Source organism: Saccharothrix texasensis, from assembly GCF_003752005.1.
GTDB lineage: Bacteria > Actinomycetota > Actinomycetes > Mycobacteriales > Pseudonocardiaceae > Actinosynnema > Actinosynnema texasense.
This window is the reverse complement of the sequence record NZ_RJKM01000001.1, coordinates 5,828,432-5,841,885: the sequence shown is the minus strand read 5'-3', so window position 1 is coordinate 5,841,885 and position 13,454 is coordinate 5,828,432. Positions and strand designations below refer to the sequence as shown.

The 13,454-nt window shown below is 71.0% G+C and carries 9 protein-coding genes; 4 read left to right on the top strand and 5 right to left on the bottom strand.

The genetic code is table 11. The annotated features are described in order from the left end of the window. The first annotated feature begins 8 nt into the window (after window positions 1-8). From EDD40_RS25725 to EDD40_RS25715, 3 genes are all read left to right on the top strand, one after another. Window positions 9-770 (top strand): enoyl-CoA hydratase, encoded by a 762-nt coding sequence (locus EDD40_RS25725; RefSeq protein WP_123745216.1) that lies wholly within the window; start codon window positions 9-11, stop codon window positions 768-770. A gap of 218 nt (window positions 771-988) precedes the next feature. After that, entirely contained in the window at window positions 989-2,905 is a 1,917-nt protein-coding gene (locus EDD40_RS25720) for a 2-oxoacid:acceptor oxidoreductase subunit alpha (RefSeq protein ID WP_123745215.1), read from the top strand. Beyond that, complete coding sequence (locus EDD40_RS25715; RefSeq protein ID WP_123745214.1) at window positions 2,902-3,957, top strand: 2-oxoacid:ferredoxin oxidoreductase subunit beta; 1,056 nt, start codon at window positions 2,902-2,904, stop codon at window positions 3,955-3,957. The genes EDD40_RS25720 and EDD40_RS25715 overlap by 4 nt, the downstream gene beginning before the upstream one ends. A 105-nt stretch (window positions 3,958-4,062) precedes the next feature. Here the strand turns inward: EDD40_RS25715 and EDD40_RS25710 are convergent, their stop codons facing one another. Then, complete coding sequence (locus EDD40_RS25710; RefSeq protein ID WP_123745213.1) at window positions 4,063-6,105, bottom strand: sunset domain-containing protein; 2,043 nt, start codon at window positions 6,103-6,105, stop codon at window positions 4,063-4,065. Window positions 6,106-6,360: 255 nt separating this feature from the next. Here EDD40_RS25710 and rarD point away from each other — a divergent pair, with 255 nt between their 5' ends. Continuing rightward, window positions 6,361-7,209 carry an EamA family transporter RarD gene (gene rarD / locus EDD40_RS25705; protein WP_123745212.1) on the top strand — a complete coding sequence of 283 codons (849 nt, stop codon included), beginning with the start codon at window positions 6,361-6,363 and terminating at the stop codon, window positions 7,207-7,209. A gap of 147 nt (window positions 7,210-7,356) precedes the next feature. On the opposite strand, the gene EDD40_RS25700 is transcribed toward rarD, so the two are convergent. The 4 genes from EDD40_RS25700 to nuoL are packed head-to-tail and all read right to left on the bottom strand — an operon-like array spanning window position 7,357 to window position 13,446. Then, window positions 7,357-8,358, bottom strand: coding sequence for a polyprenyl synthetase family protein (locus tag EDD40_RS25700; protein WP_123745211.1), 1,002 nt, complete (start codon window positions 8,356-8,358; stop codon window positions 7,357-7,359). 21 nt (window positions 8,359-8,379) lie between these two features. Continuing rightward, entirely contained in the window at window positions 8,380-9,951 is a 1,572-nt protein-coding gene (gene nuoN, locus EDD40_RS25695) for an NADH-quinone oxidoreductase subunit NuoN (RefSeq protein ID WP_123745210.1), read from the bottom strand. Between the two features lies 1 nt (window position 9,952). Then, on the bottom strand, window positions 9,953-11,515 hold the full coding sequence (locus tag EDD40_RS25690; protein ID WP_123745209.1) for an NADH-quinone oxidoreductase subunit M: 1,563 nt from the start codon (window positions 11,513-11,515) through the stop codon (window positions 9,953-9,955). Then, window positions 11,512-13,446 carry an NADH-quinone oxidoreductase subunit L gene (gene nuoL, locus EDD40_RS25685; protein ID WP_425471255.1) on the bottom strand — a complete coding sequence of 645 codons (1,935 nt, stop codon included), beginning with the start codon at window positions 13,444-13,446 and terminating at the stop codon, window positions 11,512-11,514. The genes EDD40_RS25690 and nuoL overlap by 4 nt, the downstream gene beginning before the upstream one ends. Window positions 13,447-13,454 lie beyond the last annotated feature (8 nt).

The following is a 13,454-nucleotide window of genomic DNA, read 5'->3' as shown; positions in this document are numbered from 1 at the left end:
TCGCGCGCATGGCCGAGGTGCTCCTGGAACGCTCCGACCGCGTGGCGGTCATCACCGTGCACGACCCCGAACGCCGCAACGCGCTCACGCTGGACCTCTCCGACCAGCTCGTGGCCGCCGTCCGGACCTGCGAGGACGACGCCGACGTGCACGCCGTCGTGATCACGGGCACACCGCCGGCCTTCTGCGCGGGCGCGGACCTCACCGCACTCGGCGAAGCCCGGGAAGAGGGCCTGCGGCGCATCTACGCCGGGTTCCTCGCGGTGGCCCGCTGCACGGTGCCCACGATCGCGGCGGTCGGCGGCGCGGCGGTCGGCGCGGGCCTCAACCTCGCGCTGGCCTGCGACGTGCGGCTGGTCAACGGGGACGCCAGGTTCGACGCGCGGTTCCTCCAGCTGGGCATCCACCCCGGCGGCGGGATGACGTGGATGCTCCAGCGGCTCGCCGGTCCCCAGACCGCGACCGCCATGACCCTGTTCGGCCAGGTTTTGGCGGCGGACGCGGCGGTATCCCACGGACTGGCGTGGGCACGGGTCGACGGCGGGCACGACGAGCTGGTCGCCGCCGCGGTGGGGTTCGCGCGCCCTTCGGCCGAAGCTTCGCGCGAACTGGTCCGGACGATCAAGGCGTCCATGCGCACCACCGCGAACCTCGCCGACCACGACGAGGCCGTGGACACCGAGCTGACGCCCCAGGTGGCCTCGATCGCAACGCCCCAGTTCCAGGCCAGGCTGGCGGCGATGAAGGCCAGGATCAGCGGCCGCGGGTGACCTGGACAGCCGGCCCGAACAACTGTAACTTCGGGTAACAGTTACTGACCAGTACTACTCGATTGCTGCCCAGTTGCCGCCCTCGGCACCAGGTGGGACGAACCGTCCCGCAGAGTGGTACTGGGGAAACCGGCTCCCGCGCGGGCACGACTACCCTCGCGGAGGGGCACGGGGGCAGCAGCCCTCAGGCGTTGTGAGGAAAGGGATCGGCGTAGGACATGACTACCGACGTTGGTAACGGCGCCGCGCCAGGTGGCTCGCCGGACAGGACCACGCCCGAGAGGGCGGGCGCGGTCCGCAAGCTCGACCGCGTGGTGATCCGGTTCGCCGGCGACTCCGGCGACGGCATGCAGCTCACGGGTGACCGCTTCACCTCGGAAGCCGCCGCGTTCGGCAACGACCTCGCCACCCAGCCGAACTTCCCGGCCGAGATCCGGGCGCCCCAGGGCACGCTCCCGGGCGTCTCCAGCTTCCAGCTGCACTTCGCCGACTACGACATCCTCACCCCCGGCGACCGCCCCGACGTGCTGGTGGCGATGAACCCGGCGGCGCTCAAGGCGAACATCGACGACCTGCCCAAGGGCGGGATCCTCATCGTCAACACCGACGAGTTCACCAAGCGCAACCTGGTCAAGGTGGGCTACGCGGCCGACCCCCTCGAGGACGACTCCCTCACCGACACCTACCAGGTGCACAAGGTCGCGATGGCCACGCTGACCATCGGCGCGCTGGAGAACACCGGCCTCGGCAAGAAGGACGCGGAACGGGCGAAGAACATGTTCGCCCTCGGCCTGCTGTCCTGGATGTACCACCGCCCGACCGAGGGCACGGAGCGGTTCCTGCGCGAGAAGTTCGCCAAGAAGCCCGACATCGCCGAGGCCAACGTCCTCGCGTTCCGCGCGGGGTGGAACTACGGCGAGACCACCGAGTCCTTCGCGGTCACCTACGAGGTCGCGCCCGCCAAGCTCGACCAGGGCACGTACCGCCAGATCACCGGCAACACCGCGCTCGCCTACGGCCTCGTCGCCGCAGGTCAGCAGTCCGGGCTGCCCGTGGTGCTGGGCACGTACCCGATCACGCCGGCGTCGGACATCCTGCACGAGCTGTCCAAGCACAAGAACTTCGGCATCACGACGCTGCAGGCCGAGGACGAGATCGCGGGCATCGGCGCGGCGCTGGGCGCGTCCTACGGCGGCGCGCTGGGCGTGACGTCGACGTCCGGCCCCGGTGTGGCGCTGAAGTCGGAGACCATCGGCCTGGCCGTGATGACCGAGCTGCCGCTGATCGTGATCGACGTGCAGCGCGGCGGCCCGTCCACCGGCCTGCCGACCAAGACCGAGCAGGCCGACCTGCTCCAGGCGATGTTCGGCCGCAACGGCGAGTCGCCGGTCGCGATCGTCGCGCCGCAGTCGCCCTCGGACTGCTTCGACGCCGCGCTGGAGGCCGCCCGCATCGCGCTGGTCTACCGCACGCCGGTGCTGCTGCTGTCCGACGGCGCCATCGCCAACGGCTCCGAGCCGTGGCTCATCCCGGACCTCGCCGACCTGCCCGACCTGCGCGTGGAGTTCGCCACCGAGCCGAACGCGGAGGACGGCACGTTCTGGCCGTACCTGCGCGACCCGGAGACGCTGGCGCGGCCGTGGGCGGTGCCCGGCACGGCCGGCCTGCAGCACCGCATCGGCGGGCTGGAGAAGGCCGACGGCACCGGCAACATCTCCTACGACCCCGCCAACCACGACTACATGGTGCGGCTGCGGCAGCGCAAGATCGACGGCATCGAGGTGCCCGACGTCGAGGTGGACGACCCGTCCGGCGAGGCGCGCGTGCTGGTCGTCGGCTGGGGCTCGTCCTACGGCCCGATCGGCGCAGCGGCGCGGCGGGTGCGCAAGCTCGGCCTGCCGGTCGCGCACGCCCACCTGCGGCATCTCAACCCGTTCCCCAAGAACCTGGGCGACGTGCTCGCCCGGTACGACCGGGTCGTCGTGCCGGAGATGAACCTCGGCCAGCTCGCGCTGCTGCTGCGGGCCAAGTACCTGGTCGACGCGATCAGCTACACGAAGGTGCAAGGCCTGCCGTTCAAGGCCGAGGAGCTTCAGGACGTGCTCGCCGACGTGATCAAGGGAGTGTCCGAATGACGGCGACGGAACTGGGCCTGCCGACCGTTGGTGGTCTCGTCGGCGTGCCCACGGCGGACGAGCCGCAGAAGGCCAAGGACTACAAGTCGGACCAGGAGGTCCGCTGGTGCCCCGGCTGCGGCGACTACGTGGTGCTCAACGCCGTGCAGTCGTTCCTGCCCACGCTGGGCCTCAAGCGCGAGAACATCGTGTTCGTCTCGGGGATCGGCTGCTCGTCGCGGTTCCCGTACTACATGAACACCTACGGCATGCACTCGATCCACGGACGCGCGCCGGCCATCGCGACCGGCCTGGCCGTGGCCCGGCCGGACCTGTCGGTGTGGGTCGTCACCGGTGACGGCGACGCGCTGTCCATCGGCGGCAACCACCTCATCCACACGCTGCGCCGCAACGTGAACCTCAAGATCCTGCTGTTCAACAACCGGATCTACGGCCTGACCAAGGGCCAGTACTCGCCGACGTCCGAAGAGGGCAAGGTCACCAAGTCCACGCCGCTCGGCTCGCTGGACCACCCGTTCAACCCGGTGTCGCTGGCGCTGGGCGCGGAGGCCACGTTCGTCGGCCGCGCGGTCGACTCGGACCGGGCGGGCCTGACCGAGGTGCTGCGGCAGGCCGCCGAGCACCGCGGGTCGGCGCTCGTCGAGATCTACCAGAACTGCCCGATCTTCAACGACGGCGCGTTCGACGTGCTCAAGGACGCCGACGAGGCCGCGCGCCGGATCATCAACGTGGTCGACGGTCAGCCGATCACGTTCGGCAACGGCGAGTACGCCGTGGTCCGGGAGGGCTTCGGCCTGGCCGTGGCCAAGTCGGCGGACGTGTCCCCGCAGGACGTCGTGGTGCACGACGCGTCGGACCTGAACCTGGCGTTCGCGCTGTCGCGGCTCTCGACGCAGGACCTGCGGCACACCGTCACCGGCGTGTTCCGCAACACCGCGCGCACCACGTACGACGACGCGGCGCGGGCGCAGGTGGAGCAGGCCAAGGCCGCGAAGCCCGCCGACCTGCGGGCGCTGCTGCACGGCAAGGACACCTGGACCGTGGCCGGCTAGTCCGGCGCCACGGCCGGCGACCCGCCGGCACGACTACGACGAAGACCCCTGTTCCGCCTCCCGGAACAGGGGTCTTCGCGCTTCCCTCCCCAGGGAAGAGCCTGGTTACGGAGCCTGGCGGAAACCCGCCTTCTCCGCGTCCGACGTGGTGCGGAACCAGACGTCGGCGCGCGTCTCGCGGAAGTTCGCCGACTCGTCGGTGAAATACCGGCGGCCCGTCAGGGTCGCCTTGACCTGGAACTCCGGCGCGGGGGCCAGGCCGTCGGACTTCGGCAGCACCGAACCCGGGCCGAACGGCGAGCGCGGGTTGAAGCCCTCCTGCTGGCCCTGGAAGCGGCTGCTGGCCGGTGCGGGCTGCCTGCCGCCGGTGCTCGGGCTGAACCCGACGGGCCGCGGGCGCACCGGGCGCGGTGGCGGCGGCGTGATCGGCTTCGGCGCGAGCGGCGCGGGCGAGGGGGTGCGCGGCGCGCCGGCGGGTCGGGTGGGCCGTTGCGGCAGGCCGGTCCCGGTCGGGTTCATCGGCAGCGGGTTGCCGGCCAGCAGCTCGGGCGACAGCGTCGGCACGAACGGCTGGTCGTTGCCGGACGAGGCCGCCGCCGGGCGGGGCCGCTCCGGCTCCGGCTCCCCGTCGTCCTCCAGCGGCTCGAACAGGCTGCGCGGCCGGGCGGGCTCGTCCTTCTTCGGCTCGGCCTTGGGCGCCGCGGCCTTGTCGGCCGACCGGGCGGGCAGGGGCTGCTCGGCCGGCTGCGGGACGAACGTCGGCTCGAACGCCGGCGGCTCCGCCACCTCGGGCTCCGCGTCGGGATCGGGCGTGGCCGCTTGCGCGACGGCGGGCTCGGGCTCCGGCTGCGGCTCGGCGACCTCGGGCTTCGGCTCCACCGGCGCGGGATCGACGACCGCGCGGATGACGTCGGTGTGCGGGCCTTCTTCCTCGTGGACCTCGTCGGCCGGACGCGTGGCGGGCTCGGCCTGGTGGGGCTCGGCCTGGTGAGGCTCGGCCGGGCGAGGTTCGAGCAGTTGCGGGTCGACCGGGCGCACCTCGGTCAGCGCCTCGCTCTCCCTGGTCGGCCGCACGTCGTCGTGCCACACGTCGTCGTGCCGCGTCTCGTCGTGCCGCGTCTCGTTCTGGGCCGTGTCGGTCTTGCGCGGGTCGTTGCGCGACAGGTGGTCCAGGAACGCCTCGTCGCTGGGGGTCGGGCGCGTGACCGGCTCGGACAGCTCACCACGCGCCGACTCGACGTCCACCGGCGCGAAGTGGCCGGTCAGGTCGTGCTCGGGCCACACCTGCGGCTCGGGCTCCTCGGCGCGCCGCTGCTCGCCGTCCACCTCGGCGATGGCCTGCGCCAACGCGGTGGCCGGGATGAGCGCCGTCTGCTCGGTGGAGCGCGGCGCGCGTTCCGGCTCGTCCTCCTCCTCGCGGCCGGCGGTGTCCACGTCCTCGTCGTAGACCTCCTGGACGGGCTCCTCGCGCCACACCTCGCGCGGCTGGAAGACCTCCACCTCCGGCGGCGCGGTCGGCTCGTCCTGGCGCGGCGCGACCTCGGCGACCGGCGCGGCGGGCACCGCGGGCATCAGGTGCGTCGCCTCGGCGGGCAGCTCGGGCTCGTCGTCGGACCGGTACGGCCGGGGGCGGGGCTTGGGCTCCAGCGTCTCCCGGGTGTCCTCGCCCGGCGCCAACCGCTCGAACAGGCTGCGCGGCGGCTCGGCCTCGTGCTCGGGGAAGTCGTGCTGCTCCTCGAAGTCGGACAACGGCCGGTGCTCGTCGTCCAGCTCCTCCAGCAGCGAGTCGCGCTGGTCCAGCTTCATGTTCGTCACGTCGTACCGGACCGGCTCGGCCGGCGCGTCGAACCGGGCGCGCTCGGCGGCGGCGGGCTCGTGACGGGGCGGGTCCGGTGTCAGCACGTCGTCGGCCAGCGACCGGGACGCCTCGACGTGCCAGTTGTCGAACTCGTCACCCGCGTCGGCCCTCGGCGCGACCGCGGCGGCCGAGGTCGAACCGGTGGCGGGGCGCGGCGACGTGAGGAGGCGTTCCTCCAGGTCTTCCAGCTCCCGCTTGGCCGGACGCACCAGAACCAGCCAGGTGAGGGCGACGCCGGCCACGAAGGACAGCAGGCTCCACAGCCACACCTGCCCGAAGAGCGAACTCACGGGAGACCCTCCCACTGCTGCTTGTCACACCCCGACACGCTCCGCTTCCGAGCCTTCACCCGGTAGGGGAAGCGGTGCAAAACTACCCTGACCGCCGGGTCCGGCGCGTGGGGCCGGCCGGACCTGTGACCAGGGTTCGATAGTAGGCCACCCGGAGCAACTGACCAGCCAAAACGGCCGCGTACAGTAGCCCGTGTGCCGCCGTTGACCTCTGCCTCCGCTGCCCCGACGGAAGTCGACCGCACGAACCGCGGCATGGCGTTCGGCGTCGGCGCCTACCTCCTCTGGGGCATCGTGCCCGCGTACTGGCCGCTGCTGCAGCCGGCCGGTTCGGTGGAGATCCTGGCACACCGGATCGCCTGGTCGCTGGTCGTGATGGTGATCGTGACCGCGGTGCTCGGCCGTTGGGCGGGCATCCGAGGGCTGTCGGCGCGCGGCTGGGCGATGGTCGCCGCCGCGTCCGTGCTCATCGCGGTCAACTGGGGCGTCTACATCCACGCGGTCAACACCTCGCACGTCGTCGAAGCCGCGCTCGGCTACTTCATCAACCCGCTGGTGAGCGTGCTGCTCGGGGTGGTCGTGCTGCGGGAACGGCTGCGCCTGCCGCAGTACGCAGCCCTGGCCATCGCGGTGGCCGCGGTCGTCGTGCTGGCGGTGGACTACGGCAGGCTGCCGTGGATCTCGCTGGTGCTGGCCTGCTCGTTCGGCGTGTACGGGCTGCTGAAGAAGACCGTGCCGCTGGACGCGACGGCCAGCCTGACCGCGGAGAGCATCGTGCTGGCCCCGATCGCGGTCGGCTACCTGGTCTGGCTGGGCCCGGCGGGGACGTTCCACTCGGGCGGCTGGGGTCACGCGCTGTGGCTGGCGTCAGCCGGGCTGGTCACCGCGGTCCCGCTGATCCTGTTCGGCGCGGGCGCCCGGCTCGTGCCGCTGGTGACCATGGGCATGCTCCAGTACCTGGCGCCCGTGCTCCAGTTCGCGTGGGGCGTGTTCGTGATGCGCGAGCCGATGCCCGCGTCGCGCTGGTTCGGCTTCGCCCTGGTCTGGGCCGCCCTGCTCGTCTTCACCGCCGACACCATCCGCACCCGCCGCCACCACCCCTGACCCGCGTGTCCTACGTTCGGAACGCGCGTGTCCAACGCTCAGCACACGCGAGTTGAACGCTCAGAACAGGGTGGGTGTGTTCTGAGCGTTCAACTCGGGGTACCGGAATGTAGGACACGCGCGTTCCGAACGTAGGACACGCGCGGGTTAGTGGGAGCGGGTGACGACGTAGTCGCTCACGGAGGCCAGGGCGTCGCGGGCCGTGCCGGCGGGCAGGACGTCCAGGGTGGCGCGGGCGCGGGAGGCGTAGTCGTCCAGGGTGGCGCGGGCCCGCTGGAGGCCGGAGGAGTCGCGGAGCAGGGCCAGGGCCTCGTCCACCTCGGCGTCGTCGGTGATCGGGGCGGCCAGCAGCTTGGCCAGCCGAGAGTCCGGCTCGTCCTCCAGCGCGTAGAGCATGGGCAGCGTGCGCACGCCCTCGCGCAGGTCCGTGCCGGGTGTCTTGCCCGACTCCTCCGACGGCGAGGCGATGTCGATGACGTCGTCGGAGATCTGGAACGCCGCCCCGATCACGTCGCCGTACGCGCGCAGCGCCTCGACCTGCTCCGGCGTGACGTCGGAGAACATCGCCCCGAACCGGGCCGCGGTGGCGATCAGCGAACCCGTCTTCTCCGAGATCGTGGTCAGGTAGTGCGAGACGGGGTCCTCGCCGGGCCGCGGGCCCATCGTCTCGCGCATCTGGCCGGTCACCAGCTCGGAGAACGTCTCCGCGATGATCCGCGCCGCACCCGTGCCCAGGTCCGCGACCAGCGCCGACGCGTGCGCGAACAGGTAGTCGCCGGTGAGGATCGCGATGCTGTTGTCCCACTTCGCGTTGGCCGACGCCGCGCCGCGGCGCATGGTGGCCTCGTCCATCACGTCGTCGTGGTACAGCGTGGCCAGGTGGGTCAGCTCGACGACCGCCGCCGCCTTGATCACGCTCTCCCGGTCCCACGTGCCGCCGAACTGGGCGGACAGGATGGTGAACAGCGGGCGGATGCGCTTGCCGCCCGCGGACACCAGGTGCAGGGACGTCTCCATCACCGGGTGGAACTCGCTCTGCACGACCTTGTGCAGCAGCTCCTCCACCTCGGCCAGCCCGTCCTGAACCACCTCCGCGAGCACGGGGTCCGAAAACCGGAACCCCGTCCCCGCCCGCTCGCTACTGGTCACGGCTACAGAGCCTACGTACCACTAGAAGATGAACGCGCCGGCACCCGCCCAATCGAGGGCGAACGACGGGTACACGCCGAGCACGAGCGTGATCGCCGCACCCAGGGTGATGGCCACGGTCGTGAACGCGCCGGGCACGCTCACCGTCGGGCCGTCCGCCGCCGGCTCGCTGAAGTACATCAGCACGATCACCCGCAGGTAGAAGAACGCCGCCACGGCCGAGGCCACCAGGGCGATCACCACCAGCGGCACCATCTCGGCCTCCACGGCCGCCGCGAACACCACGAACTTGCCGACGAAACCGCTGGTCAGCGGCAGACCGGCCAGCGCGAGCAGCAGGAACGTGAACACGCCCGCCACGACCGGCGACCGCTTGGCCAGACCCGCCCACTGGGACAGGTGGGTGGCCTCGCCGTCGCCGTTGCGCACGAGGCTGACGATGCCGAACGCGGCGATCGTGGTGAAGCCGTACGCCATCAGGTAGAACATCGTGCCGGACAGGCCCTGGTCGTTCAGCGAGATCACGCCGATGAGCAGGAAGCCCGCGTGCGCCACCGACGAGTACGCGATCATCCGCTTCACGTCGGTCTGGGTGAGGCCGAGGACCGCGCCGATCAGCATGGACGCGATGGCCACGCCCCACAGCACGCCGTTCCACTCCCAGCTCGACCGCTCGAACGCGCCGTAGAGCACGCGCAGGATGCCGCCGAACGCGGCGACCTTCGTGCACGCCGCCATGAACGCCGTGACCGGGGTCGGCGCGCCCTGGTAGACGTCCGGGGTCCAGGCGTGGAACGGGCCGACCGAGGCCTTGAACAGCAGGCCGACGATGAGCAGGCCGAAGCCCGCGTAGAGCAGCGTGTCGGACCGGTCGTTGGCCGTGGTCGCGGTGGCGATGTCGGACAGCTTCACGGAGCCCGCGAAGCCGTACAGCAGGGCCACGCCGTAGAGGAAGAACGCCGACGCGAACGCGCCGAGCAGGAAGTACTTCACCGCGGCCTCCTGCGACAGCAGGCGGCGACGGCGGGCCAGGCCGCACATCAGGTACAGCGGCAGCGACAGCACTTCCAGCGCGATGAACATGGTGAGCAGGTCGTTCGCCGCGACGAAGGTCATCATCCCGCCGAGCGCGAACAGCGTCAGCGGGAACACCTCGGTCTGCATCTCCCGGCGGCGCAGCTGCTCGCGCACCCCCACCGGCGAGCCGGGCAGGATCGAGGCGTCCGCGACGAACGCGCCGCCCGGCTCGACCGACCGGTCCGCGATGAGCAGCACGGCGCCGAGACCGAGCAGCAGCAGCGTGCCCCACAGGAAGATCACCGGGCGGTCGACCGCGATCGTGCCCGAGAGGGTCAGCTTGCCCTGTTCGAGGGTGCTCTCGGCGGACGCGTGCAACACCAGCCCGGCGCCTGCGGCGGCGAGGGTGAGCAGGGTCAGCACGACCTGCGCCGCCCACCGCTGCGCCTTGGGCAGGAACGCCTCGAAGAGCACGCTGAGGCAGGCCGCGCCGAGGACGATCAGCAACGGTGCGACGGCCCCGTAGTCGATCTCCGGGGCTTGCAGCCGCTCCACTTGCGAGAGGAACGTCGTCACGTCACTTGCCTTCCTGCGCGACCGGGTCGGCCACCCCGACCTCGCTGAGCGTCGCCCCGACGGACGGGGTGATCACGTCCAACACCGGCTTCGGGTAGAAGCCGAGCACCAGGATCAGTGCCACCAGCGGCGCGAGCACGGCCAGTTCGCGCTTGTTCAGGTCGGGCACGGCGGCCTTCTCCGGGTCGACGGCCGCACCCGGGCCGCCGACGAGGTTCAGCATCGCGGTGCCGCGCACCGGACCCTGGAACACCCGCTGGTACAGCCACAGGACGTACAGCGCGGCCAGGACCATGCCGACGGCGGCCAGGATCGTGTAGACCGGCTCGTTCGGGTAGGAGCCGATGAGCACCAGGAACTCGCTCACGAACGAGTTGGTGCCCGGCAGCGCCAGCGACGAGAGGCCGGCCACGAAGAACAGCCCGCCGAGCACGGGGGTCAGCTTGGCCATGCCGCCGTAGTCCTCGATCAGTCGCGACCCGCCGCGGGCCATCACCATGCCGACGACCAGGAACAACATGCCGGTCGAGATGCCGTGGTTGACCATGTAGAGCACCGCGCCGGTGCCGGCCTGCGAGCTGAACGCGAAGATGCCCAGCGCGATGAAGCCGAAGTGCGCGATCGAGGTGTAGGCGACGAACCGCTTCAGGTCGGACTGGCCGACCGCGAGCAGCGAGCCGTACAGGATGCCGACCACGGCCAGGACCAAGACCAGCGGCGCGAGCTCCTTGCTGGCCGCCGGGAACAGCGGCAGGCAGTAGCGCAGGAACCCGAACGTGCCGATCTTGTCCAGGATGCCGACCAGCAGCACGCCCGCGCCGACGGGCGCCTCGGCGCCGGCGTCGGGCAGCCAGGTGTGCAGCGGCACCAGCGGCGCCTTGATCGCGAACGCGACGAAGAAGCCGAGGAACAGCCAGATCTGGGTGGACAGCGGCAGGTCGCGGGTGATCGTGACCAGCGTGGCCCAGTCGAGCGTGCCCTGGCCGATCTTGTCCGCGCTGACCACGTACAGGCCGATCACCGAGGCCAGCATGATCAGGCCGCCGAGCAGCGAGTACAGGAAGAACTTCATCGCCGCGTACTGCCGGTTCGGCCCGCCGAAGCGGCCGATCAGGAAGTACATCGGGACGAGCACGGCCTCGAAGAAGACGTAGAACACGAACACGTCGGTGGCCGCGAAGACGCCGACCATGCCGGTCTGCATGGCCAGCAGCAGCGCGAAGAACCCGCCGGCGCTGCGGCCCTCGGGCAGCTTGTCCGCCCACGAACCGCCGATGACGACCGGCACCAGGAAGGCGATCAGCGCGATCATCACCAGCGCGATGCCGTCCACGCCGAACGACAGGTGCACGCCGAAGGCCGGGATCCACTCGGCCGAGCTGGTCAGCTGCAGCCGGTCGCCGCCCGGGTCGAACGCCGTCCACGCCAGCACCGCCAGCACCAGCTCCGCCAGCGAGAACGCCAGCGCGACCGTCTTGGCCAACCGGTCGTTGCCCCGCAGGAACGCCACCACCAGGCTGCCGACGAGCGGCAGCAGGAGCAGCGCGATCAGCGTCCAGCTCACGAGAACCTCACCATCAGCAGCGCGCCCAGGACGAAGACCGCACCCAGGAGCATGGAGAGCGCGTACGAGCGCACGAACCCGGTCTGCAGCCTGCGCAGCCGGCCCGAGCTACCGCCGAGCAGCGCCGCCGACCCGTTCACCAGGCCGTCGACGCCCTTGTTGTCCACGAACACCAGCGCGCGGGTGAGCCAGGTGCCCGGCCGCGCGAACAGCGCTTCGTTGAGCGCGTTGCCGTACAGGTCGGCGCGCGCGGCGCGGACCGGGAACGACACCCGTGCCGGCCGTTCCACCGGCTGCTCACGGCGCAGGAAGAGCAGGAAGCCGAGCGCGGCGCCGAGCGCCGACAGGGCCAGCACCAGGATGTTGACCACGCCGTGGTCCAGCACGCCGTGCTGCTCCTGCAGCTCGCCCAGCGACGGGGTGAGCCAGCCGGCCAGGTTGTGGCCGGAGGAGAAGAACCAGCCCGCGCCGACCGAGCCGACCGCCAGCACGATCATCGGCAGCGTCATGCTCACCGGCGACTCGTGCGGGTGGTAGTCGCGGCCGTCGGCCGACTTCAGCTCGGTGTAGCGGGGCTTGCCCAGGAACACCAGGACGAACAGGCGGGTCATGTAGAACGCGGTCAGGGCCGCGCCGAGGGCGGCCACGCCGCCGAAGACCCAGCCGCGCCACCCCTCCATGCTGAACGCCGCCGCGATGATGGCGTCCTTGGAGAAGTAGCCGGACAGGAACGGGAAGCCGATGAGCGCCAGGTAGCCGAGCGTCCAGGTGACGAAGGTGATCGGCATCTTCTTCATCAGCCCGCCCATGCGGCGGATGTTGCCCTCGTCGTTCATGCCGTGCATGACCGAACCGGCGCCGAGGAAGAGCCCGGCCTTGAAGAAGCCGTGCGTGAGCAGGTGCATGATGCCCAGCGCGTAGCCGATGGGGCCGAGGCCGACGGCCAGGATCATGTAGCCGATCTGGCTGACCGTCGAGTAGGCCAGCACCTTCTTGAAGTCGTCGTACGCGCAGCCGATGACGCACCCGATCAGCAGCGTCACGCCACCGATGATCATCACGACCAGGCGGCCGTCGGCCGAGAGGTTGTAGATCGGGTTCGAGCGGGCGATCAGGTACACGCCCGCGGTGACCATCGTGGCCGCGTGGATGAGGGCGGAGACCGGCGTGGGGCCCGCCATCGCGTCCGGCAACCACGCCTGCAGCGGGAACTGGCCCGACTTGCCGCACGCGCCGAGCAGCAGCAGCAAGGTGATCGCCAGCACCTCGGCCGAGGAGAACTCCCCGACCCGGGCGAACACCTCGGTGTACTGGGTCGTGCCCAGCGTCTTGAACATGATGAAGATGGCGATCGCCAGACCCAGGTCGCCGACCCGGTTCATCAGGAACGCCTTCTTCGCGGCCGACGCGGCCTCCGGCTTGTGCTGGTACCAGCCGATGAGCAGGTACGACGCGAGGCCGACGCCCTCCCAGCCGAAGTACAGCGTCACGAAGCCGTTGCCGAGCACCAGCAGCAGCATCGCGGCGACGAAGAGGTTCAGGTAGCCGAAGAACTTCCGCCGCCCGGCCTCGTGCGCCATGTAGCCGATCGAGTAGATGTGGATCAGCGACCCGACACCGGTGATCAGCAGCACGAACGTCAGCGACAGCGGGTCGAGGCGCAGCCCGAACTCCACGTCCAGCGCGCCGACCGGGATCCAGTCGAACAGGTGCACCTCGGTGCTGCGCTGCTCCGGGTCCAGGCCGAGCGTGTCGAAGAACAGCGCGACCCCGTACGCGAACGCGGCGATCACGGTGGCGCAGCCCAGCAGGTGGCCCCACTTGTCGGTGCGCTTGCCACCCAACAGCAGCACGAGCGCGCCGAAGGCCGGCAGGGCTAGCAACAACCAGGCGAGACTGCCGATCCCGCTGGCGGCAACAGTTTCCGTCACCGTCGACC

What these genes read in the sequence shown, in the direction of transcription:
- EDD40_RS25725 (WP_123745216.1), top strand. Translation starts at nt 9, where the DNA reads ATGGCCGAGGTGCTCCTGGAACGCTCCGACCGCGTGGCGGTCATCACC.
- EDD40_RS25720 (WP_123745215.1), top strand. Translation starts at nt 989, where the DNA reads ATGACTACCGACGTTGGTAACGGCGCCGCGCCAGGTGGCTCGCCGGAC.
- rarD (WP_123745212.1), top strand. Translation starts at nt 6,361, where the DNA reads ATGGCGTTCGGCGTCGGCGCCTACCTCCTCTGGGGCATCGTGCCCGCG.
- EDD40_RS25715 (WP_123745214.1), top strand. Translation starts at nt 2,902, where the DNA reads ATGACGGCGACGGAACTGGGCCTGCCGACCGTTGGTGGTCTCGTCGGC.